Raw genomic sequence first — 24,731 nt, 5'->3', positions numbered from 1 at the left:
TATGTTTAAAACGCTACTAACCGGGGTACTTCTATTTATCCTCTTTGCCGCCAATGCACAACCTGCGTCTAATGAGAATTGGATCCGCGAGAATTACACAAAGACAGAGTACGATGTTCCGGTTAGGGACGGGATCAAGCTTCACACCATTGTATATGTGCCGAAAGATGCGGCTCCCGATAAGAGATACCCGTTTTTAATGCAGCGGACCTGTTACAGTGTCGCTCCGTATGGGGCTGACAAGTATCCCGCGAAATTGGGTCCGAGTCCGGCTTTGATGCGGGATAAGTTCATTTTTGTGTACCAGGATGTTCGTGGAAGGTATATGAGCGAAGGCGAATGGACCAATATGACGCCGCATATTGACCAGAAGAAAAAGAAAACGGACGTAGACGAAGCCTCAGATGCTTATGATACAATCGACTGGCTGCTTAAAAATATTCCAAACAACAATGGCCGGGTAGGGCAATGGGGTATTTCTTATCCCGGTTTTTACACGACAGCCAGTGCATTATCAGGCCATCCTGCATTGAAAGCTTCTTCGCCTCAAGCACCGATTGCGGATTTCTTCTTCGACGATTTCCATCACAACGGTGTTTTTACACAAGGTTATTATCTTACATTCCCTGTATTTGGCATTAAGCCGCCAAAACCGACAACAGCATCCTGGTTTGCGAGCGAAATGATCAGCCCCGAACCTGACGGTTATACTTTCAACCTGAAAATGGGTTCGCTGAAAAATTTTGATAAGTATTATTCCAAAAACTGGTACTGGCAGGAAACGGTCGACCATCCCAACTACGATGAATTCTGGAAAAAGCGTGATATACTTCCGCATTTGAAAGGATTAAAACACGCATTCATGACAGTCGGCGGCTGGTTTGATGCGGAGGATCTGTACGGTCCGTTAAATACCTACAAAACCATTGAGAAGAATAATCCGTCGGCTTACAACACCTTGGTAGTTGGTCCATTCGGACACGGTCGCTGGAGTGCGGAGACCGGGCACACGATGCATAATGATATCTACTTCGGTGACAGTATCGCGACCTTTTACCAAAACAATATTGAAGCCAAATTCTTCAAGCATTTCTTGAAAGAAGCTGGTGATGGAAAAACTGGTTTACCGGAAGCATATCTTTTTGACACTGGTAAAAAAGAATGGAAAACTTACGACAAATGGCCGGTAGCTAATGCAGAAAAACGGAAGCTGTATTTTCATGAGAAAGGTAAACTAAGCTTCAATGCGCCTGCTGAAAACAAGTCGGTTACTGCTTATGTAAGTGACCCTCTGAAACCGGTTCCGTATACTTCGAATTACAAACAAATGTCGGGCTTTACGCCTTTCGAGTATATGTCCGAAGACCAGCGTTTTGCGGCAGCCCGGCCCGATGTGCTGGTTTTTGAAACTGACGTTCTGGACCAGGATATTACATTGGGCGGAGAGATCACTGCATTGTTAAAGATCAGCACAACAGGTACCGATGCCGATTTTTTCGTGAAGTTGATTGACGTTTATCCTGGTAATGAAAAGAACCACGATTACCTGAAAGACAACAAAACCGTATTAGCAGGTTACCAGCAAATGGTAAGGAGTGAAATTATGCGGGCAAGATTCAGAAACAGCTTTGAAAAGCCCGAGCCGTTGGTTGCCGGACAGTTGACGGACATTAAGTTCAGGTTACAGGATGTGCTGCATACTTTCAAAAAAGGACATAAAATTATGGTACAGGTGCAAAGTACTGCATTCCCGCTTTTTGACAGAAATCCTCAGAAGTACGTCGAGAACATTTACAAAGCTGCTGATACTGATTTTACAACTGCTACGCAGACTGTCTACCACCAGGCAGACGCAGCAAGCGCGCTGGAAGTTGATATAATCAAATAACACTCCACATTTATGAAATTTAAATTAATGGCAATGAGTCTTACTGCTGCAAGTCTGAACCTGTCCGCACAGGAAATTACATACCCACAGACCAAAAAGATAGAACATACCGACGAGTACCACGGGACCAAAGTTGCAGATCCTTACCGCTGGCTGGAAGACGATCGTTCAGAAGAAACTGCTGCCTGGGTGAAGGCTCAGAATGAGGTTACTTTCGGGTATTTGAACAAAATTCCATTTAAGGGAAAGATTTTCGCTGATCTCGAAAAAGCATATAACTATCCAAAGTATTCAGCTCCTTCTAAAAAAGGCGAGTACTTCTATTTTTATAAAAACGATGGTTTGCAGAATCAGGCTGTGTTATATCGTCAGAAAGGCCTGAAAGGAACACCGGAAGTGGTGATTGATCCGAATAAGCTTTCGGCAGACGGGACTACCAGACTGGCCGCATTCAGCTTGTCGAAAGATGGCGGGTATGCAGTGGTAGGATTGTCAAAAGGCGGCTCCGACTGGCAGGAATACGGGGTAATGGACATGAAAACGCTCTCTATGTTATCTGATAAAGTAGAATGGGTGAAGGTTTCCGGTGCAGCCTGGCAGGGAAATGGATTTTATTACAGCAGGTATCCAAAGCCGGACGGAAGTGCATTGGCTTCAAAGAATGAAAATCACCAGGTGTATTTCCACACGGTCGGCACGCCGCAAAGTGCAGATAAGCTGGTTTATGAAGACAGCAAAAATCCACAGCGTTTTCACACGGTTGGAACTACCGAAGATGAAGAATATGCAATCCTGAGTATCAGCGATAGAGGTAAGGGAAAAGACGGAAACGGGATTTGGGTTTTGAAAAAAGGAGAGACCAGATTCATTCCAATCAAGGAAGAAATAACAGATTTTAGTTACGGTGTAATTGACAATGTAGGTTCTGACTTTTTGATTGAAACCAATGAGAATGCGCCGAATAGCAAGGTAATGCTGTTTGAAACCAAATCAGGAAAGTGGAAAATCGTTTTGCCGGAAAAACCCGAACCTTTGCAGGGCGCAGGAACAGCAGGAGGGAAGCTTTTTGCGACCTATTCAAAAGATGTGACAACCAGAGCATACGTGTATGATCTGGCAGGGAAGTTGGAAAATGAGGTAGTATTGCCTGCTCTGGGATCTGCGAGCGGGTTTGGCGGGGAACGCGGGGACAGTTTCGTGTTTTATACATTTACTTCCTTCAATTATCCGCCGACTATTTTCAGATACGATATCGCTGCAAAGAAGAGCGAAGTTTTCCGCGAACCGGAAGTAGCATTCAAGCCGGCAGAATACGAGACCAAGCAGGTTTTTTACACGAGCAAAGACGGTACAAAGATCCCTGCATTTATTACCTACAAAAAGGGATTGAAGCTTGATGGTAGCAATCCGACTATCCTTTACGGATACGGCGGGTTCAATGTGAGTTTGCCGCCATCATTTAGTCCAACGCGCATTCCTTTCCTGAACCAAGGTGGCGTTTACGTGCAAGCTAATTTGCGAGGCGGAAGTGAGTACGGTGAGAAATGGCACGAGCAGGGAATGAAGCTCAAAAAGCAAAACGTTTTTGACGATTTCATTGCTGCGGCCGAATACCTGATCAAAGAAAAGTATACCTCGCCGGAAAGACTGGCTATTCAGGGTGGATCAAATGGCGGTTTGCTGGTAGGCGCAGTGATGAACCAGCGCCCTGAACTCTTTAAAGTCGCTTTCCCGGCAGTGGGAGTAATGGATATGCTGCGTTTTCACAAGTTTACAATTGGCTGGAACTGGATCGCCGACTATGGCAGCAGCGACAATGCCGAGGAATTCAAAGCGCTTTACGCATATTCGCCTTTGCACAATATCAACGAAGGCGGTAAATACCCGGCAACGATGATCACCACCGCCGACCACGACGATCGGGTAGTACCTGCACATTCATTCAAATACGCAGCCGAGTTGCAGGCCAAAGCCGGCGCTTCCTCGACTAACCCGCTGTTAATCCGCATTGACACCAACTCCGGCCACGGCGCCAGCAACACCAAAAAAGCGTTAGAGACACAAGCGGATATTTATGCATTCATGTTTGCGAATATGGGATTGACTTGGAAGTAGGGGAGTAGATATGTAACTAATTGTAATTTAATGTCATGATATTTGTTTTTAGAAATTCGCTAGCTCTATCATGCCATTATGAAAAAACTTTTAACGTTCATTCTATTATTATCTTCTTTTAACACCTACTCACAGACTTTAGAACAGGATCGTCTTGCGCTGGTCGCTGTTTATAATGCTGCAAATGGTGTCGGCTGGCCTGGAAACAACTGGGTTATACCGGGAGCGCCTGGTGATAACCCATGTGGCTGGTCAGGAGTAGGATGTGAAGGTGGGCGTGTAACCAGTTTAGATATTTCGGGAGATGAGTTGAAAGGGACTTTACCAGCCGAAATCGGCAGTCTCACGGCATTGAAAAAATTACTTCTGAATGCAAGATTTTCTAGCACTCACCTAACGGGTAATTTGCCTATTGAACTAGGTAACTTGATCAATCTGGAAGAGCTGGATATAGCTGGTCATGCATTTGGAATTACGAATGCAGATGTTATCGGTAATTTAGTTAACCTAAAAACCCTTTGGTTTACCCCTCTTTGGCCAATTCCAGAGAAGATTTTTACTTTAGCTAACGTGGAGACTTTGGTGCTGTCACTTGGCCAAGCTGCCTACCCGATTTTTCCGATCGGACCAGTGCCAACTAGTCTGATGAATATGACTAGTTTGAGAACTCTTATTATCAGTAATATGGGTTTTACGGGCCAATTACCTACTGAGTTAGGGAATCTGACAAATCTGAGATTCTTATCGATTGGAGAGTCTCCCTTCTTAGAGGGAAAACTACCTTCCAGCATCGGTAATTTAACTAATTTAAAACAACTTAGTATCAGCAGAATTCAGAATGCCGGGTCAATTCCGCCTGAAATAGGCAAGCTTACCAACTTAACAGAGTTGATTCTTTATAACAATGCTCACACAGGAACTATCCCAGAAGAGATTAATAATCTTGTGAATGCAACAAAAATCGTCTTGGACTACGGAAATCTGACAGGCCCATTGCCCGACCTCTCTGGATTAAAGCCTGGAATACTTTCAATTGAAAACAACAACTTCAACTTTACTGGCATTGAAGGTTATACTGATCGATATTATAGCTATAAGTCGCAAAAGGAAATACCGATTATTAAAGGAGATGGATATTTCTATGTAAATGCAGGCGGTACATTGTCAAAAAATACATATAAATGGTATTTGAACGGCATGTTGGATGCTACAAATGTGGGGGATCCCAAGTATACACCTAGCGGATTTGGTCAGTATCATGCGGAAGTAACTAACGCTGATGTGCCCAATTTTATCTTACCAAGCGACTACTATTCTTCACCGTTGCCAGTTACTCTTATCACCTTTGATTGCAAAGCCGATAAGGGACAAAACAAGCTCACCTGGCAAACCACCTCGGAAACCAGCAACAAAGGGTTTGAAATTGAAAGAAGCGCTGATGCGAGAACATTTAACAAGATCGGGTATATCGAGGGTAGTGGTGATAGTAAAGCACCGAAGAATTATACCTACTCCGATCAAAACCCTTTTAGTGTTACTTACTATCGTTTAAAACAGCTGGATTATAACGGCGACTCTGAATACTCAAAGATCATTATGGTCAAAAACGAGGCGCAAGTAAGCGTGTACCCTAATCCGGCAAGTGAATACCTGACTATCTCCGGGCTGGAAAGAGAAGAGGACGTTTTGATATTGAGCCAGACAGGTAAAGTTGTTTTGAAGCAAAAAGCCCTGTCGACGAAACCGGTCAATGTCAAAGCTTTGCCAAATGGTTTTTACACTCTGAAAGTCAACAACACAACAAAAAGAATTGTTATCACAAAATAGCAACTAAGGATATTTCACTTCAAAATGGTCTGCCTCATAAAAGAGGCAGGCCATTTTTTTATTAACTTCCTAATTTCCCATTAATTCTCAATTTATTTCTACATGCAGGATACAACAGGACGGTGTGGATAGGTAAGTTTTCTAATCTTGTGCACCTTTCCAGAGTAAGAATCGTGCAACTAAAACCTTTCTGGGAAGTGCTATTCACCTCAAATCGACAAAATAATTAACTTAAAATATATGAGCAGTTCTAAAGTGAGCCAGTATCGGTATGTAAGCTATTTGTGGGATGATGAAAAAGCAGCTTCGCTCGGCGATGATCAGGTGGCGCTTCTTCTGTACCGTTCCAACCTGTTGGGAGCAGATCTCCGACTAACCAACTATGCTGGTGGTAACACAAGCTGTAAAACCATAGAAAAAGACCCTCTTACAGGCAATCCGGTAGAGGTAATGTGGATCAAAGGCTCGGGCGGTGATATCGGTACATTGACAAGGAACGGGCTCGCTGGTCTATATGTCGACAGGCTGCATAGTCTTAAAAATATATACAGAGGACTTGAATTTGAAGATGAAATGGTGGAGCTATTCAACCACTGCATTTATGATCTCAAGTCAAAAGCTCCTTCCATCGATACGCCGCTGCACGGATTGCTCCCATTCAAGCACATCGACCACCTTCATCCCGATGCATTGATCGCGATCGCTGCATCGAAAGAAGGGGAAGCTATTACAAAAGAGTTATTCAACGGTGAACTGGCGTGGGTACCCTGGCAGCGTCCGGGCTTCGATCTTGGATTGAAGCTGGAACAGGCGCTGGCCGAAAACCCGGGAATACGCGGCATTGTGCTGGGTGGACACGGATTATTTACCTGGGGCGATACTGCTTACGAATCTTACATTAATACATTAGATACAATTGAAAAAGCTTCTGAATACCTGAATGAGAACTATGGCAAAAACCGCCCTGTTTTCGGAGGTCAGAAACTGGAAAGTGAGCCGAAAGAGCGCCGCGCGGAGATTGCAGGAAAACTGGCTCCATACCTGCGTGGCTTAGCTTCTGAAAAGCAGGCAATGATCGGCCACTTTACTGATGATGACCGCGTGCTGGAATATATTGCCAGCAATGATCTTGAAAAACTGGCACCATTAGGTACCAGCTGCCCCGATCACTTTTTAAGAACTAAAATCCGCCCGCTGGTACTGGATCTTCCATTCGAAAAGCTGACAGCAACAGATCAGGAGATACTTGAACATATCCGCCCGCAATTTGAAGCTTACCGCGCAGATTACCAGGCTTACTACGATCGCTGCAAGCATGATAACAGCCCCGCAGTGCGTGACCCAAATCCCGTAATTATTTTGTTGCCAGGTGTGGGGATGTTTTCTTTTGCAAAAGACAAACAAACTGCGCGCGTTGCGGCTGAGTTTTATATCAATGCAATCAATGTAATGAAAGGCGCGGAGGCGATTTCTTCTTACGTTTCACTGCCTGAGCAGGAAGCATTTGACATTGAATACTGGTTGCTGGAGGAGGCAAAACTGCAGCGTATGCCGAAAGAAAAGTCGGTGTCCCGTAAAGTGGCGTTTGTTACCGGCGGTTCAGGAGGTATCGGAAAAGCAATTGCGCAAAAGCTCTTGCAGGAAGGTGCTTGCGTCGTGATTTCGGATATTGATGAAAAAGCATTGGCTGAAACCAAAGCTGAGTTTGATGCCAAATTTGGTAAAGACTTTTCTGATACTACCATTGCAAACGTGCTCGACGACGAGCAGATCAAAGCTGCATTGCACGCGACCAAACTGAAATACGGCGGTGTCGACATTGTAGTAAACTGTGCCGGACTTTCGATTTCAAAACCAATAGCTGAGACAACGGTCAAGGATTATGATATTCTGCAAGATGTTTTGGTTAAAGGTCAGTTCCTGGTTTCACAGGAATCTGTTGCTATTATGCGCCAGCAGGGTTTGGGGGGAGATATTATCAACATCGCAAGCAAAAACGGAATCGTTTCAGGACCGAACAATGTAGCTTACGGAACTGCCAAAGCAGCCCAGCAACATATGTCGCGACTGCTCGCCGCTGAGCTCGGACCGGACAAGATCCGCGTGAATGTAGTTAACCCTGACGCGGTGATTGCAGGCAGCAAGATCTGGGAAAGCGGCTGGGCGGCTGGCCGTGCAAAAGCTTATGGAATTAAAGTGGAAGAACTGCCAGCTTATTATGCAAAACGCACGGTTTTGAATGCAGAAATCCACACCGAAGATATCGCAAATGGAGTTTACATTTTTGTGAGTGGATTACTGAGCAAGAGTACAGGAAACGTGATCAATGTGGACGGTGGCGTACCTGCTGCATTCCTGAGATAAATAATTGAGTGAAATGCGCCGGGGCCGGGAAGCCCCGGTTTTTTTGTTCCATAAAAAACGCTTTTACCCATGAGAATTGAACAATATCAGATTGACCAGCACAACGACAGCTTACTTTCCAGACATAATAACCAGCTGGCTTACACCAATAACATACTGGCTGAGGAAGGGATCAATGCCGGCGAAGTAGTAAAAGCACTTTCGGATTTTCAGGTCGCTATCCCGAGCTGGGCCTTGGGTACCGGCGGTACTCGATTCGGCCGTTTCTCCGGCGTTGGCGAGCCGCGTTCTTTGGAGGAAAAAACAGAAGATGTTGGTTTGCTGCACGCATTAAACCGTTCCAGCGGCTCCATTTCGCTGCACATTCCTTGGGATATCCCTGAAAGAGCACAATCCATTATGGACCTCGCTTCTTCGGTCAGTCTCAAATTCGACGCTGTCAATTCGAATACGTTTCAGGATCAGAAGAATCAGGAGCTTTCCTATAAATTCGGCTCGCTGTCGCATGTAGATAAGTCCGTGCGCAAGCAGGCGGTTGAGCACAATATTGAAGTAATCAAATACGGAAAAGAGCTGGGTTCAAAAGCACTATCAATCTGGCTTTCTGATGGATCTACCTTTCCGGGCCAATCCAACTTTGTGAAGTCTTTCCAAAATACGCTTGAATCTTTGCAGGAAATATATACTGCATTACCCGATGATTGGAAGGTATATGTGGAATACAAAGCTTACGAGCCTAATTTCTATTCCACTGTAATCCAGGATTGGGGCAGCTCCTTATTATTTTGTCAAAAGCTGGGACCGAAAGCCGATGTTCTGGTTGATTTGGGCCACCATTTACCGAATGCAAACATTGAGCAAATCGTTGCTACACTGATGATGGAAGGTCGCCTCGCGGGTTTTCACTTCAATGATTCCAAGTATGGCGACGATGACCTGACTGTGGGCAGCATTCGTCCGTATCAATTATTCCTGATTTTCGTAGAACTCGTGGCAGGAATGCAGCGGGCTAACCGCGCCGCGGATACGTATGCCTGGATGATCGACGCGAGCCACAACGTAAAAGATCCGCTGGAAGACCTGCTGCAATCAGTAGAAGCAATCCTGATCGCACAGGCACAAGCTCTGCTGGTGGACCGCACTAAGCTGGAACAAGCAAGAATGGAAAACGACGTAGTACTTGCACAGCAAATTCTACAGAATGCATTCCGCACCGACGTGCGTCCATTGGTTCGCGAATCAATGCGCCGGAACGGCGGCGCGCTCGATCCAATCGGGTTGTTCAGAAGTCTGAATGTACGGAATGAGTTAATGAATGAGAGAGGTAAGCTGACAGTAGCGACGGGGTTGTAACAAAGTAATGCGGTTTACCCCGCTTCGACTGCGAGTTGTACTTAGCCCTTCGACCAGCTTTTGTGCCTGCCCTTCGACTGCGCTCAGGGTGACAAAGCAATAGACTTGTCACCCAGGAGCGCAGTCGAAGGAACCTCAAAGCGATTTCCTCCGGATCAACGTAAACGGATTTTTAATCACTGCCCTTTTATTTTCATTGATCAGTTCGGCGGCGGTTCTGCCCATTTGTTCGTGATCGGTTGAAATGGTGGTAATGCCGTCGAGCAGGATTTCTTTCAGTGGGGTTTCATTGTAGGAGATAATACCGATATCTTTTCCAACTGTTAACTGCTGCTCGCGCGATTTTTTGATCAGGTTAACCAGGTCATTTTCCTCAATTACTACATACGCAGTATCCTTCACAGCCTTGTTATCTTCATGGAAATCGTACATGATCTCGTGCTGGAATTCATGCTGGATACAAAAGATTCGGAAACCTTTGATAATTTCTTTCGGATACCGGATCAGGGTCGGGAATATCAAAACCAGCTTCTTATAGACTTTCAGTAAGTCGACTGCTTCATTCAACGCCAGCACAATATCTTTCTCGAAGTTCTGGTATACAGATGAATGCTTTTTACTGTTCAATTCGAGATCTCTGTCCAATAATATGAGCTTCTCCGGCGGGATTGTTTTGAGCGTTTCGATCGCCTCTTCTGCCTTTTCGTAGAAATGCGGCATGATCACATAGTAGTCGTACTCGCCGAGGCTGTTCTTGATCAGGTTCCGGAAAATATTTGCATTGGAGTGATGGATATGCAGATCCACATTTACATTCTTTCCCAGATTTTCCACAAACGCATTGTAAACCTGCTTTTTGTAGTTACTGATCTTATTAAAAACCAGTAAAATCCTGACCGAGGTTTCAATGTCAACGCGATTGATGAAATACCCTTTTCCACGGACTGAAATGAGTACGCCGTCTTTGATCAGGTGTTTGTAAGCTTTTTCTACGGTATCCCGTGAGAGCAGATATTCCTCACTGAGCTGGTTAATGGAAGGGATTTTGTCGCCTCTTTTCAGCTTTCCTTTGCTGATTGCCTGCAAGAGGGATTTGATAATCTGGATGTACTTGGGGGCACTTTCTTTGAATTCAATGTCAAATTGTATTTCCATTAAAAAGTGGGGTTAGGATAGGTTAAAAGTAACAATTTTATCCTGCATCCAATAGAAAAAACCCGCCGAAATCTAGGATTCCGACGGGTTTTCAAACATACTATTTCAGATTATCTCGGACCTCTGCTGCCTCTGTCAGAAGCGCCTCTCGGTGCACTTTCCTGAGAAGAACGTCCATTGTTTCTTGGCTCCGGCGCGCTTCTTTCCTGACGGCTGGAACGCTGCGGCGCCTCGTAAGATTCACGTCGGCCAGGGCTGGCATTTACCGGCGCATCATTGGAGCGGCTTGGTCGGGCACTTCTCTCCGAACCAAATCCTGGGTTAGCCTCCCTGCTGCTGCGATCAGGCTGACGGGGTGCTTCATACCGGTTATTGCTGCGGTTGTCAGAAGGGAACGCCGGCTCAGCTTCTCTCGTGCGGCTTCCCCTCATATTGTCACGGTCTTCAACAGGATTACGCGGCGCATTGTTGATCCGGTCGCCGTCGCGACGGTCGCCGCTACTGCGATCAGAGTTGTCGCTTATCCGGCCATTGTTGATGCGGTCGTCGCGGCGGTCAGAATTGTCACTGATGCGACCGTTGTTACTCCGTTCATTTCTGTCAAAATCGCTATTGCCCCGCTCACTACGGTTGTTGTTATAATCACCTCTTCCATTGCGGCTGGCATCGATCACCGATCCGCGGCGCGCTGGCTCGTATCTCGAACTTCTGTCATCACTACGCGAATCATAGTAATTATTTCCTCTGCCATTACCTGCAACAATCACTCTGCCGCGGCCACTTGGGCTTGCGTCGATTGTTCGTACAGGTACACTTCTCCGGGTCACACGCTCAATCTCGTCGCGGCGCGGACCGTACACATAGGTGCGGTTGTTGCTGCGATAGTAGTTGTTGATGATCACGGTTTGATTGTAAACGTTCGTTACTCTTCTCCGCGGCGGGCAGTAGTTGTACCAGTTGCGATAGGTTACATAACGTTGTGGTACAAACACCCACCAGAATGAAGGAATATTTACTGAAACATTGATATTAACCCCGGGGCCAAGCGGCGCCCAGCCATAATAGCCGCCACCTGATCGCCAGTTTACCCAGGCAGGTCCCCATTCGTAATCAGGTACCCAGAACCAGCCGAGGTAATCGTCGAAAGACCACCGGCCGTAATGGAAAGGAGCCCAGCCCCAGTCGTAGTCGGATACCCAGGTGTTACCATACTCGGTAACTTCCCAGTATCCATTAGTAGAGTAGGGTTGAAAACCTCTTGGTACGTCGGGCACCCAGATAGAACCGAACTGCGGGTTGCGCACCCACCTTCCGTAAGGAGAGAGCTCCTCATAAAAAGTCTGAAAAGAAATACTGACCCCTGGCTGAGCTTGGGTTTTATTGGACACCGTAACACCGCCTAACATTAAAATGCACAGGCCGAGAATCCGAAGTATGCGCGTGGTGCTCATGGCTGTATGTTTAAATTGTTTTCTGTTTTTAAAAATCGTTTATTGGACATCACTTTTTGCAACCGGTTTAATGATGTTATACAGACTACCGGAAATACAATTAGGTTGCTTTTTGGAATTTCAATGTAAACTTTCGTGGCATTTATTAAAGTTTATTTTGTAAAATATTATTAAACAGCTTCTTAGCATTTATTTTGATTTGACAAATCTGAAAGGCTGACCCCTGGTATGACAATCAAGCGAGCTAACAGCCCTATTTTGCGATTAAACATTAACAAGCGTTAACAATATATCTCCTCCGAATAATGATCAATCCCGACACACTTCACAATGAATTGACTTTCCAGACAGCCCGCAGCGGAGGCGCAGGTGGACAAAATGTTAATAAGGTAGAAACAAAGGTGGAACTGCGATTTGATATCCTGAACTCGTCGGTGCTTACTGACGAACAGAAGCAAACGCTCATAGAGAAACTTGCCTCCAAGTTAACGAATGATAAAGTCCTGGTATTATACCACCAGACCGAGCGCTCACAGCTTGCCAACAAGGACAAAGTCGTTGCCAAATTCGACGACTTGATCAAACAGGCATTTACGGTGAAAAAGCTCCGTAAACCCACCAAACCCACTGCCGCTTCCCGGCTGGAAAGATTGAAAGACAAGCAGCGAAATGCGATGGTCAAATCGTTGCGGAAGAAAACTTTTGAAGATTAAGACTGTTTAGATCAATCGATAATGCACTCCGTTACAGCTGCTCAGCCCAAAATAAGCGCAGTTCTTACAATACCTGTCATCGTAGCTTCACTAGGCTATTTCGTGGATGTTTATGACTTACTGCTGTTCAATATCGTGCGCGTCCCGAGTTTGAAAGATCTGGGGTTGAGCGAAGACGAAATCTCTCGCATTGGTGCTAACATCTATAACTGGCAGCAAGCCGGGCTGCTGATCGGGGGATTTATGTGGGGAGTTTTAGGAGATAAGTTAGGTCGCCGCTCGGTGCTTTTCGGTTCGATACTGACCTATTCACTTGCAAATATTGCCTGCGGTTTTACCAGTAACATTGAAGTTTACTCGCTCTTGCGCTTCATTGCCGGACTAGGCTTGGCAGGTGAGCTGGGCGCTGGTATTACATTAATCGCCGAGATCCTTCCACGGGAGCTCAGAGGGTACGGCGCCTCGATAGTTGCTAGCGTCGGGCTGGCAGGAGCGATCGCAGCCTTCTTTGCCGTAAAGCTCACCGACTGGCGAACTGCGTACCTTATCGGGGGCGGAATGGGTCTGATCCTGCTGGTGCTGCGTTTCAATGTGCTCGAATCTTCGGTTTTCAATAAAAGTCTCGAAAAACGGGGAGCGAAGCGGGTCCCCTGGTGGACGCTGTTTACAAGCTGGGCACGGTTTGTACGCTACCTCCGCTGCATGGGGATCGGGCTGCCTACGTACATGGTAATCGGCATTTATTCCACTTTTGGTAACGAATTCGCAAAAGCGCTGGGCATTCCCGGAGAAGTTCAGGCTGGTACTTGTGTGCTGTACACATACATTGGTGTTGTTACAGGTGACTTTTTTAGCGGTATCCTGAGTCAATGGCTGAAATCACGTCGGAAAGCCATTTTGGTAATGATCGCCATGACTTTGGCCGGAGTAGCGTGGCTGCTTTACGGTGGTATCCGCTCAGATGAAGTGTTGTATATCTGCTACGTCTGCCTTGGATTTTCGATCGGGTATATCGCTATGTTCCTTACCACTACCGCAGAGCAATTTGGAACCAACCTCCGGGCTACTGCCACTACTTCGGTCGCGAACAATGTGCGCGCTACGGTATTAATTACATTGCCTTTGTTCCAGCTGCTAAAACCCTCCGTCGGTGTATTGCATTCCGGTGCGATCGTGGGCGGTATTTGCTTTACCCTGGCTTTGTTGTCTCTGTGGAAAATGGAGGAAACTTACGGCAAAGAGCTCGACTATGAGGAACTGTAACCTTTACTGAGAAGGCGGAGTACCGAACACGAGCTTGTCTGGAGTAGGGTATACCAGCAGTTTTGAAAAGTCGGTTTTCCAGAAATCCAGATCGAGTAACCTGTTGTTTTCATCTTTGGTAAGCGTGATAACAACCGGCGTTCCGTCCTGGTCCTCATACTCTGCCTGTATCAGATCACCCGCGTAAGCATCTACATTGCCGCCCAGACTGATACTTCCCATTACACCGCCTTCGTATTCATCTACTTTTTCGTTAACGGGATAGTCGTCGGGGTTGAGGTTGATGTATCTCAGCATGAAAGCAATCAGGTCTTTTTCGTTTTGTCGAATCGGTCTCATTTGGTGGGGGTAGAAATGGTTTTATTGCGCCACTGTTCGGCTTTTCTTCCAACAAACCAGAAAGAAAGTGCGAGTATGGCAAAGAAAATGCCTTTGTTGGTACGGTCCCAGAAGTACTCAAAATACCGGGTGTAAATGTTAAGCAGAAAGAACACCAGACATAAGTCGCGCAGCACGTACAATCCCTTCTGAAATGCATAATACAGCATTCCGGCGAGCATCAATGTAAACGCGGCTGCCCAATACCAGAAGTGACCTTGTTTCAGCAATTTCCATCCTTCCCAATCGTCATAGTTCCCGAATATAGAGAGTGTCCAGGCTGCAAGCAGGAACAGGAAAAGCCCGATGCTGTAAGTTACTTCCTGTAAGAACTTCATTGAGCCTGTGCGCTTCAAAATGAAAGATGAGCCCCAGATCACAAGTCCGAAAACCGTCATTCTCAGCGGATAATTCATGCCTAAGAACCGGAAACTTCCTTTGGACCAATAATGCGTTTGTGCACCCCACCAGCCTGCAAGTGAAATAATCATCACCGTCCAGAGGAGCGTTGAGCGTAAGAGAACTGCTATACCACCGTACACAATCGCCGCAATGAGCAGCGGCATGGCATAGTTGCTTTGCGCGTCGGCAAAACTGCGTGTCCAGTACGTGACAGCGATAGCGACGGTAAGGATGATCGTGATATTGTAAGCTTCGTTACTGGCGCGTGCCTGCGGAAAGCGTACTTGTCGTCTTTTGGCAAGAAAAACAAACAATGCAGTCAGGAGAGAAAAGCCTATCCCGAAAATGTTCTCGGAAATCCCCCATTTCTGCCGCAGCATTTCCAGCCACTTTTCGTCTATCACCAATGCACCGAAAGCCAGCAGACCGCATGAAATGGCTGAGATCAACGCATAAATGGCAATTGCATCGACATTCGAATTGCGCAACTGGTAACTTCCCCGCAGCTGTTCCGCTTGTTCTTTGGAGATCTGATTACTTTCCTCCCAGAAAAGAATGGCTTTATTGACCGCCTCTGCCTCTTTTTTTTCTAATTCCATTACGGTTTTTAATGCCTGATTTTACAAAGTCTATGCCGATGAAGTAGCAGAAGCATCACTGTTGTGGTGCCTGTTTAACAAAAGTGACAAATTTCTGGTAAGTAGCACCTTGTATTCACTGCAAAATCAGGCGAATTCTATGCAATTCGTCGAAGTTCTATTCAAATCCGTCGAAAGTACAGGCCCATTTGACGAATGTTTTGAAGGAGTCACATTGGCTTGTCTGTACTATTGCTGTGTAAAAAGCAAAAAAGCTGCCCGAATTCGTACTCAGGCAGCCTTTTCGCTGTTGGTTTAATCTATCGTTTCAACCCCGACAAGAATTCAACTACATCCCGGATTTCCCTTTTCGACATAATTGATCCCATCGGCGGCATGCTCGAAGGGACATTTTCCCTTTTGGCAATGCGGGCCGTCGCGATTTTGAGCGGCTCGGCCTCCGAAGTTTTGAGTACCAGTTCATGCTCGTTTTCCTGTGCAAGTACGCCCGCAGCTGTCGTTCCGTCCTTCAAAGTGAGGATTACCATACCATATCCTGGCGATAAACGCGCACTCGGTTCAATCAGCGCCTGCAAGATCTGCTCGCGTGAAAGTACGTTTCCAATATTCGAAAGAGAGGGGCCGACTTCGCCGCCTTGTCCGCCTATGGAGTGACAGCGCACGCATTCCGCAGCTGAGCTTGTCAGAAAGTACCGGCGGCCCAACTGCGCATTTCCGCCAAACAATGCATCCTGGTAGTCCGCAACAGTTTCACCCTTGGAACGCATTGGAGCCAGTTTCGAAATCAAAGCTGTGGATTTTGTTGAATCAATGGCCTCTCCCAGGTCCAGCGCCAGACTTGGGGGAAGTTTCTTGGCTTCCATTCTGCCGATCAGATCAGTGAGGATCGTTTCCGTTTTGACGACCGGCAAGCTGCCCAGCACTTTCAGCATTTGTTGCTGCTCTCTTACGCTACCTTTTTCAAAGATCTGGTTGGAAATGTCGGTGAGTGTTTCTTTGGACATATTCACACTTCCTACCATTCCCAAAGCAGCGGTACGAACATCGGCGTCAGCATCAGACATTCCTTTTTTCATCACCGCGTCCATTCCTGCATAATTCAGCTTGTTCAATGCAACGAGCATTGCCGCGCGCACCTTTGGATCTTTGTTCTCATTCAGGATTTTGACCAAAGTTTCATTGTTGTCTGAAATGTTCAGGTTGCTTGCAATCTGTGAGGTAGCGATGAGTATAGTCGGGTCGCTTTCCTTTAAAAGATCCGCAATGATCGGCTGTACTTTGGATTTAATAGCAGCTGGATCTCTGGTGATAACGCCGCGGTAACGCCCGTCTACACGGTCCATTACAGATGGACTTGCCCAGGTACCCAAAGTCGCCAGAGCCTCTGCCCTTATTTCCTTATCAACATCTTTTCTTTTTGTAAATGCGATGAGATCGTTCAGCTGAGCCTCTCCGCCAACTCTCAGCGCCGCATTGATCGCACGACGAAGCAGCGGCTCCGACTTGAATCTTTTCTCGTTCAAAGTACCCGCCAGCGCCGGCAATGCACCCGGAATAGAAAGATCGTCATTGATCGCGCGTGCTGCCTCTGTTACGATATATTCATCTTTGTCCTGCAGGAAAATACTGATACCCTCATTTTTCATTCTGCGAAGTACCAGTACCGCAGCGGTACGCACCGATTTTTCAGGATTGTTGGCCAATGCAAGAATGGGCTCAGCTTCGCCAATGCGCGATAATGCAAGTACAGCAGCGTGGCGCAAGTACACGTCTTCATCGTTATTCGCTTTGATCATGCTGATCAGCGGCGCGACGCCGTCCTTGTATTTGATCCTTCCGATAGCCTGCGCAGCATAGAACTGCACGCGCGGGTTTTTACTGGACAGCATTGGAACCAGCATCGGGCCGGCTTCCGCAATGCGCGCATCGCCCAACACTTTGGCCGCCTGAACCGTAATCTCTTCGTCGGAATCTTTCAGTAACGTCATCAATACATTGGCGTAAGATTTATCCTGGCGAGCCAATTGTCCCATTCCCCAAATCCCGTGAATGCGGCCCAACTGATTTTCTTTTTGCTCAATTGCTTTGTTCAAAATCGCCGCGCCTTTTGCGCCACGAGACGCAAGCTCGAACTGTGACTTCTGTCTGATCCGCATATCCTGATTTGACAACAGCTTCAACAGCATATCGTCATTTTGCTGTGCATAATCAAGCTGCATGAATTTCTTGGTTTCTGCACGAAGTGCTTTCAGGTCGTTCTTCTCTTCTGTTACATCCAGTTTCCAGACACGCCCGTAATTTTTGGTATCCCATCCATTGATCCAGTCGGCTACATACAAAGCGCCGTCGGGACCGAAACGGATGCCGGTCGGAAGAATGCCTGACAAGATGTTTTTCTCTCCGTTCAGCACGAAAGACGCACCTTTTGGTTTAAGTCCGAAAGCCCAGATTGGTGAGCGGGCCGGGTTACCTACAAATTCTACAAGGAAAAACTTATTCTTCCATTCAGAGCCAAGCGCAGTTCCGGGATTATATTGCATTCCGGTCGGTCCATTATGGAAATTCTGGATAGGAGGGATAATGTAAGCCGCCTGACCTTCCCAGCGAGGTTTGAAAAGCTGTTCGTCCATCCACACCTTATAGCTGTTGTTTTTCGGGTCAGTATACTTTCCATACTGCCAGTTAGAGCGCCAGCCCGCATCAGATCCTTCCACTACGTGCACCAAACGCTCGCTTTCGCCGGGATGGTCACCGTCGTTGTCAGAACTGATCAGGTTACCATATTCGTCGAACACAAATTCGTGTGTATTTCTGAGTCCGTGTGCAAACACTTCAAAGTCACTTCCATCCGGATTGGAGCGCGCAATGATACCCGAGTTAGGATGTTCATGTTTTACACCTTCTTTGGTCGTAATGTTGGCACCGATATCACCGATGTTCCAGTAAATTTTTCCGTCAGGCCCTTCAATCGGGTTGGACATTCCGTGACCTCCAAAGCCGATGTGTACGCCGTATCCGTGACTTATCGAGGTTTTTTCATCCAGCACACCATCACCATTTGTATCCCGTAATCTCCAAAGATCAGGAGCTATTGCCACGAATGCATCTTTGGCACGGATCAGCACACCGCCCGCCACATCTGAAACCTCTTCAAAAAAGTCGTCAAGAATGCGGGTTGATTTGTCTGCGATACCATCATTGTCAGTATCCTGAATTTTCCATACTTCGTCTTTTTCAACGGCAAGATCTTTCCAGTCGTGAGATCCGTCGCCATTCAGATCTTTCAGCCAGCTATTCTCCTTGCTTTTTTCGGGCGCAAATGTACTCCGCAGAAATGCGCGCCGCTCTTCCACGGTTTGCAGCGCAATGGAGGCGGTCATCCAGTTCTGGTGGCCGCGAATATCGAATTCAGAGTTCTTCTGGCGGTTGGTACGGTTGAGGTAAACTGCGCCCCAGTCGTCAACCGCAATTGCAACCGGATCGGGAGCGAGGGAATCGGAGGCCCAGAGATCCAGTTTAAGTCCGTCTGCTAATTTTACCGAAGTCTTTTCACGAATTTCCTTAGCCCGGGCTTTCCCCGTAGCAGCATCTTCTTGCACTACTACTGCGGTGCTGTTTGTTTTTGAAGTAGATCCCGTCGGGGACATTTTCATGCAGGATACCACCACAATGGTAGTCCCAGCCAGGAGTAGTAAAGGTCTTTTTAGTTGGATTTTGGAGATCATTGAGAAATTAGCTTAATGCGCGAAGAATGCTTTTCCAAAACGGAAAGACATACAAAGTAACGAAAAAGGGGGAAAGTACAGGATTATACTGCCGGGAGCTGGCGTGTAGCAGAAGATACTTAACTTAAATGGAAGTCGAAAGCAGCTCCTTCACTGAGACATTGAAATCTGTCAAGACGGGAGCGGCTGAGCAAATATCCAGGTCAGTGCAAATACGGACTGTCTTGCGGGCTGTGTAAACATACACAACCTCATTTTCAGGATAGATATGCCAGACCACTTTTACACTTGCATTGAAGTATTCAGCCAGTTTTTCTTCCACCTTTTCGGCGTCGTCAGTTGGGGAAATTACTTCAATAAGGAATTCAGGTACCGGCTCTATGTCCGATTTGGCTGAATCATCAATCTGTTTTCCATTGAAGTAGGCTAGATCCGGTCGGCGCATCTGAATACCGCTGAGCATTACATCCTGCTCCATAATCAATGCAGCCCCTGTGGAGAAAGCGACAGTCTTAAAGAATAGCTGCTGTAATTTCCTGATAATGAAAAGGTGCTTCTTTTTCAATTTACCAAACCGTATTATCCTGCCATCGTTCCATTCATATTTATATCCATCAACTGACTCCCACTTCTGGAATTCATCCAGAGTGCGGGGTAAAACTGATGATGGGGAACGAAGTATCATAACTGCGGTATCGATGTTGTCTTTACTCAAAAGTCAGGAAAACAGGTTAGCATAAACTTAATAAATCTATGTGTTACAATCAAAACAGTTCCAGCTGACCACTTGATCCTTTCGGTTTTTTTGCTTTGCCTTTAACAGTCCGGCCATTGTACTTCCAGGAGTTATCCCTTTCCTGCTGAACGATATCATCAAAACGGTTATTGGGCTCAAAGTCTTTTTCAAGCCGGGCAGAGACTTTGGACAAATTTCTGAGTGCATCCGACTTATCTTTATCTCCCATCTTGGAAAGCTGGATCGCCCGGTCAAGCGTGAGAATGGATTCGTCGTATACTTTGAGAGGCACAGGAAAAGGATGTCCGTCTTTGCCGCCGTGCGCGAAAGAGAAGCGTGCGGGATCAGAAAAGCGCGACGGTGTCCCGTGAATAATCTCACTGACCAATGTAAGCGATTGGATCGTTCTGGGGCCGACTCCTTCAAGCAATAACAATGATTCCATGTCTGCAACTGGATTATCGTGCGCCAATGCAAGCACTGCGCCCAGCCGTTTCAGGTTCACGTCTTCTGCCCTTACATCGTGGTGGCCCGGCATAACCAGTCTGCTTACCTCCCGCATGATCTTGTCGGGATTCTCTTTTGTAAGTTCCAGAATGCCGATCTTGGTTGGAGCAGCAGCCCTGTCGGTCAGGTTCAGGATATTGCCGCGGTTTGGTCCGTAAATAAATGTATGCGGCTCTTCAACAAAGGACTTAATGCCAGGCGAGTGCCAGTGATATCTTCGTGCGAGTTTTTCATCAGTGTTCATCCCTTGCTGCACCACAGTCCATTCTCCCTCTTTTGACAAAATAAATGAATGCAGGTACAGCTGAAAACCATCCTGAATAGCTGTATTGTCCACTTTCGCAGAGAGCCGGCTGCTATGCACAAGCTGTTTTCCATCCAGTCCGGTTTTATCGGCAATCAGTAAAAGTTCGTGAGGCGTTTCGCGGGAGTGCTTGCCCCGGCCGCCGCAAATGTAAATGCCGAGGTCGGACGATTTTTTGTTAACAGACCGCTTCAATGCACCCATCACGGAGGTAGTAATCCCGGAAGAATGCCAATCCATTCCAAGTACACAGCCGAGTGATTGGAACCAGAAAGGATCACTCAGCTTCTGCAACAGGGCACCGCGCCCATATTCCATGACGATCGCCTCAACGATCGCTCCGCCCAGCGAACTCATACGTTGCGCCAACCAAACCGGTACTTTGCCGTAATGCAGCGGTAAGTCTGCGTGCCCACTTTTCATACAATCTAAGTTACGGAAAACAGTCGGTCTTCGAGATAGCCTGCTGGTCGCGATAGTGCAAATTTCCGAATGGAACAGTTTTTTGTTAACATACGCATTATATAACACTTCCAAGAAAACGCCCGATTAATGGCTATACAGGTTTTAATAACATTGGTGCTTGTGCTGCTCAATGGTTTTTTTGTTGCAGCAGAGTTTGCAATCGTCAAGATCCGGGCTTCCCAGTTGGAGCATAAGGCGCAGGAAGGAAATAAAATGGCCATTTTGTCAAAACGCATTGTGGCCAATCTCGATGGGTACCTGGCCGCTACCCAATTCGGGATTACGCTGGCAAGCTTGGGACTGGGCTGGATAGGGGAGCCGGTCGTTTCAAAAATCCTGATCGGCGGCATGGAGCTTATAGGAATTTCGCTGGATCCAGAGCTCGCGCATCAGATTGCGTTGCCTGCTGCATTCGCTATAATCACGGTACTTCACATTGTTTTCGGAGAACTCGCGCCTAAGTCAATCGCCATTCAGCGGCCAGAGGCGACTACATTGGTTTTGTCTTACCCATTGCACATATTCTTTCTGATTTTCCGCCCAATTGTCTGGATGCTGAACGGTATCGCCAATTTTATCCTGAAAACGATCGGAATCACGCCCTCTCACGGAAGCGACGTTCACAGCAGTGATGAGCTCAGGTACCTGGTCCAGCAACAGAAGGAAAGCGGTATGATTGAAGCTGCAGATTATGATTTGATCAAAAATGCATTTGACTTCTCAGAGCGGCTGGCACGCCAGATTATGATCCCGCGACCGCAGATCGTCGGAGTCGATATCAACGATTTTAATGAGGAGAAACTGGAAATGATTATCGAAGAGGGTTATTCCAGGATACCTGTTTATGAAGATACCCTCGACCAGATCGTAGGAGTACTGCATCTGAAAGATCTGCTTTTGAAAATGCGACAGGGAAAAGACATTGTACTTCAGGAGCTGGTCAGGCCCATTTCTACCGTTCATGGTTCAAAGCCGATCGGTGCATTGCTTCGGGATTTCCAGGTTAATCGCCAGCAAATGGCCGCCATTGTCAATGAATACGGCGGCATCGACGGGATCATTACCATGGAAGATATACTGGAAGAGCTGGTAGGTGAGATTCAGGATGAATACGATAATGAAGCGCCTATTATCAAAAATGAGGAGGATAACAGTTTCACGGTGCTCGGATCCATTTCGATAGAAGACTTAAACGAACGATTGCCGCATGATCTTTCAAAAGGCAACGAATACGAGACGCTGGCCGGTTACCTGATCTGGAAGTTTGGCAGGATACCTTCTGTCGGTGAAAAGTTCAAGACCCGGAATTATGAATTTACTATCCTGAAAAAACAGCGGAGTACAATTACGCAGGTCAAGATTGCATTACTGGATAATCAAAGTGTGATTTAATTTATTGGTAAGATCAAATTCCAGTGATGTTTAGTAGTTTGTGTAAAATTCAGAACTGATCTATGAAAAAGCATTTGATTCATTGCTGTGCTTTATTGTTCCTCTTACTCTTTGCTGCGGATGCAGAAGCGCAGAAAGCAAGGAAAGATGATAGCTTTCCCACCTATGAACAGATCAGAGGAAACCGGAGGGAAATTTATGACTACGTTGCGCCTGTGCAGGTCTCGAACAGAAATGATATTCATGAAATCGGCCCGCCAACTGTACGCCTTATCTCGCGGCATTACAATGCATTCAGTTATCCTGCGGATAGCACGATTTATTTTCTGAATGGAAGGAAGATCAAAAACCAGAAAACTGCTGAGGCAGAGCTTAGACAAAAAGCAGGGAATGTGGAGCGCGTGATGATCGGGGCAGTGGATGAAAAAGGAATGCGGGTGATCGAGATTGATTATGAGCCCAAGAAGGTTGATTAAGCCTGGTGATATAGTTTCAAAATAGTTTCCTTCATTTTACTACCGGTCTCGCTCAGGATAAATGCGATACTTTCGGCCATATCTTCAGGAGAAATCCATTTGCTGAAATCAGAATCGGGCATTGCTTGCCGGTTATCGGGCGTGTCGATGATACTGGGCACAACTACCGCCGCAGAAATATTGCTTTTCTTTCCCTCCGCATTGATCATATCCGCCATTTGAAAGAGCAGCGACTTGGATAATGTATACGCAAAGCTACCGGCACCCTGATCAGGCACAAGTGCCGGCCGGGCTCCCACCAGAATAAACTGCCCGCCGCCATTTTTCTCGAAATGCGCAGTAAGGGGCTTAATTAAATTAAATGCAGTCATGAAGTTCATGCGGATCATTTTTTCAATATCCTGAACTGTCGTTGTTTCCAGCTTTCCGGGCGCAAATCCGCCAGCAAGTAAAATGGCTGCATTGATCCTGCCGGCTTTGATTATCGCATTTTTGGCAAAATTTTCTGCCTGTTCAGGATCGGTCAGATCAGCCTTGTAAGTTGAAACAAAAGCCGGATCGAAGTCGCCGGCTTTTGCTGTATTTCTTAAATTGATATGCAAACCATAACCAAGACCAGTCAGCTTAGAAGTAACCACTTTGCCTAAATTGCCCGTCGCTCCGCTAACGATGATTTGTTTTTCCACAATAAGAGTGCTTATGGTTTATTTTTCAAGAATGCGGATCAGGAACTCGCGGAAAGGCTCTGCAAATTCTTTTCTTTTCAATGCAAATTCAACGGTTGTTTTCAGGTAATCCAGCTTGTCGCCGATATCGTGGCGCTTGCCTTCAATGTGGTGCGCGTAGATATTTTCACGTTTCAGAAGCAGCAGCATTGAGTCAGTAAGCTGAATTTCATTGTTTTTCCCTTTCGGAGTCTGTTCAATTGTATTGAATATTTCCGGTGTAAGGATATAGCGTCCCGCAATGGCCAGGTTAGAAGGGGCAGATTCAATTGCTGGTTTTTCGACTAAAGTAGAAAGCTCCATAATGGAGTCGCTCAGCGTTTTCCCGCCTACAATCCCGTAACGGTTTACCTTATTGGCAGGGACCTGTTCAACAGCAATCACCGAACCACCATATTGCTCGTAAGTGTCCATTAACTGCTGCGTTACGGGAATTACAGAGTCCATGATCGTGTCGCCAAGCAAAACCGCAAAAGGTTCATTGCCAACGTGGTGGCGCGCATAATAGATAGCGTCCCCTAAACCATTTGCTTCTTTCTGACGCACAAAATGCACATTCGCCATATCTGCCAGGCGGCGCATTTCATTGAACCAAAGCAAATCTTCTTTTTCTTCCAGCCTAGTTTCCAGCTCAACATTCCGGTCAAAATGGTCTTCAATCGCCCTTTTTCCCTTTCCAGAAATAATCAGAATATCCTCTATTCCGGAATCAACAGCCTCCTGAACAACGTACTGAATGGTCGGGATATCGATAATAGGAAGCATTTCCTTCGGCATCGATTTGGTTGCTGGTAAGAACCGGGTTCCAAGTCCGGCAGCAGGTATAACGGCTTTGCGAATCATAGTTGGCTTTCGGCCGTCGGCTGTCAGCTTTCGGCTTTTTTGAGTGAATA

Annotated in this window: 18 protein-coding genes; 9 read left to right on the top strand and 9 right to left on the bottom strand. The window is 46.5% G+C overall.

Annotated features, from left to right (window positions below):
* Position 1: 1 nt before the first annotated feature.
* From Q369_RS0103015 to Q369_RS0102995, 5 genes are all read left to right on the top strand, one after another.
* A complete protein-coding gene (locus Q369_RS0103015) occupies positions 2–1,888 on the top strand; it encodes a CocE/NonD family hydrolase (protein ID WP_031526291.1) in 1,887 nt (628 codons plus the stop codon).
* A 33-nt stretch (positions 1,889–1,921) separates the two neighbouring features.
* Complete coding sequence (locus Q369_RS0103010) at positions 1,922–4,003, top strand: prolyl oligopeptidase family serine peptidase (RefSeq protein WP_035332939.1); 2,082 nt, start codon at positions 1,922–1,924, stop codon at positions 4,001–4,003.
* 78 nt (positions 4,004–4,081) lie between these two features.
* Complete coding sequence (locus Q369_RS27490; RefSeq protein ID WP_035332852.1) at positions 4,082–5,830, top strand: leucine-rich repeat domain-containing protein; 1,749 nt, start codon at positions 4,082–4,084, stop codon at positions 5,828–5,830.
* 240 nt (positions 5,831–6,070) lie between these two features.
* Positions 6,071–8,194 (top strand): bifunctional rhamnulose-1-phosphate aldolase/short-chain dehydrogenase, encoded by a 2,124-nt coding sequence (locus Q369_RS0103000; protein ID WP_031526287.1) that lies wholly within the window; start codon positions 6,071–6,073, stop codon positions 8,192–8,194.
* 69 nt (positions 8,195–8,263) lie between these two features.
* Positions 8,264–9,547, top strand: coding sequence for a sugar isomerase (locus Q369_RS0102995; protein ID WP_031526286.1), 1,284 nt, complete (start codon positions 8,264–8,266; stop codon positions 9,545–9,547).
* A gap of 135 nt (positions 9,548–9,682) precedes the next feature.
* On the opposite strand, the gene Q369_RS0102990 is transcribed toward Q369_RS0102995, so the two are convergent.
* Together Q369_RS0102990 and Q369_RS0102985 are read right to left on the bottom strand one after the other, a co-directional pair.
* Complete coding sequence (locus Q369_RS0102990; protein ID WP_031526285.1) at positions 9,683–10,702, bottom strand: GntR family transcriptional regulator; 1,020 nt, start codon at positions 10,700–10,702, stop codon at positions 9,683–9,685.
* 110 nt (positions 10,703–10,812) lie between these two features.
* The gene (locus Q369_RS0102985; protein ID WP_031526284.1) at positions 10,813–12,153 is read right to left on the bottom strand and encodes a DUF6600 domain-containing protein; all 1,341 of its coding nucleotides are present in this window, start codon (positions 12,151–12,153) and stop codon (positions 10,813–10,815) included.
* 305 nt (positions 12,154–12,458) lie between these two features.
* Between Q369_RS0102985 and arfB the strand changes: the two genes are divergently transcribed.
* Positions 12,459–12,866, top strand: a complete 408-nt coding sequence (gene arfB, locus Q369_RS0102980) for an alternative ribosome rescue aminoacyl-tRNA hydrolase ArfB (RefSeq protein ID WP_031526283.1) — start codon at positions 12,459–12,461, stop codon at positions 12,864–12,866.
* Positions 12,867–12,887: 21 nt separating this feature from the next.
* Positions 12,888–14,129 (top strand): MFS transporter, encoded by a 1,242-nt coding sequence (locus Q369_RS0102975; RefSeq protein ID WP_031526281.1) that lies wholly within the window; start codon positions 12,888–12,890, stop codon positions 14,127–14,129.
* A gap of 3 nt (positions 14,130–14,132) precedes the next feature.
* Here the strand turns inward: Q369_RS0102975 and Q369_RS0102970 are convergent, their stop codons facing one another.
* The 5 genes from Q369_RS0102970 to Q369_RS0102950 all read right to left on the bottom strand — a co-directional run bounded on the left by Q369_RS0102970 (position 14,133) and on the right by Q369_RS0102950 (position 21,203).
* Positions 14,133–14,468: a DUF6984 family protein gene (locus Q369_RS0102970; protein WP_031526280.1), complete on the bottom strand. Its 336-nt coding sequence runs from the start codon at positions 14,466–14,468 to the stop codon at positions 14,133–14,135.
* A complete protein-coding gene (locus Q369_RS0102965) occupies positions 14,465–15,508 on the bottom strand; it encodes a hypothetical protein (protein WP_031526279.1) in 1,044 nt (347 codons plus the stop codon). The genes Q369_RS0102970 and Q369_RS0102965 overlap by 4 nt, the downstream gene beginning before the upstream one ends.
* A gap of 299 nt (positions 15,509–15,807) precedes the next feature.
* Entirely contained in the window at positions 15,808–19,233 is a 3,426-nt protein-coding gene (locus tag Q369_RS0102960) for a DUF7133 domain-containing protein (protein WP_031526278.1), read from the bottom strand.
* A gap of 124 nt (positions 19,234–19,357) precedes the next feature.
* Positions 19,358–19,918, bottom strand: coding sequence for a Uma2 family endonuclease (locus Q369_RS0102955; protein ID WP_031526276.1), 561 nt, complete (start codon positions 19,916–19,918; stop codon positions 19,358–19,360).
* Positions 19,919–19,997: 79 nt separating this feature from the next.
* Positions 19,998–21,203 (bottom strand): DUF763 domain-containing protein, encoded by a 1,206-nt coding sequence (locus Q369_RS0102950; protein WP_031526275.1) that lies wholly within the window; start codon positions 21,201–21,203, stop codon positions 19,998–20,000.
* A gap of 129 nt (positions 21,204–21,332) precedes the next feature.
* On the opposite strand from Q369_RS0102950, the gene Q369_RS0102945 reads away from it, so the two are divergent.
* Positions 21,333–22,637 (top strand): hemolysin family protein, encoded by a 1,305-nt coding sequence (locus tag Q369_RS0102945; RefSeq protein ID WP_031526274.1) that lies wholly within the window; start codon positions 21,333–21,335, stop codon positions 22,635–22,637.
* A 62-nt stretch (positions 22,638–22,699) separates the two neighbouring features.
* Positions 22,700–23,113, top strand: coding sequence for a hypothetical protein (locus tag Q369_RS0102940; protein WP_031526273.1), 414 nt, complete (start codon positions 22,700–22,702; stop codon positions 23,111–23,113).
* On the opposite strand, the gene Q369_RS0102935 is transcribed toward Q369_RS0102940, so the two are convergent.
* Together Q369_RS0102935 and galU are read right to left on the bottom strand one after the other, a co-directional pair.
* Positions 23,110–23,799, bottom strand: a complete 690-nt coding sequence (locus tag Q369_RS0102935) for an SDR family NAD(P)-dependent oxidoreductase (protein WP_031526272.1) — start codon at positions 23,797–23,799, stop codon at positions 23,110–23,112. The two genes, Q369_RS0102940 and Q369_RS0102935, sit on opposite strands and share 4 nt — an antisense overlap.
* Before the next feature lie 18 nt (positions 23,800–23,817).
* The gene (galU, locus tag Q369_RS0102930) at positions 23,818–24,681 is read right to left on the bottom strand and encodes a UTP--glucose-1-phosphate uridylyltransferase GalU (protein ID WP_031526271.1); all 864 of its coding nucleotides are present in this window, start codon (positions 24,679–24,681) and stop codon (positions 23,818–23,820) included.
* Positions 24,682–24,731: the final 50 nt, after the last annotated feature.

This window comes from Dyadobacter crusticola DSM 16708, from assembly GCF_000701505.1.
Lineage (GTDB): Bacteria > Bacteroidota > Bacteroidia > Cytophagales > Spirosomataceae > Dyadobacter > Dyadobacter crusticola.
Note: the sequence above shows the minus strand (reverse complement) of the source record. Positions and strands in the feature narration are given on the sequence as shown.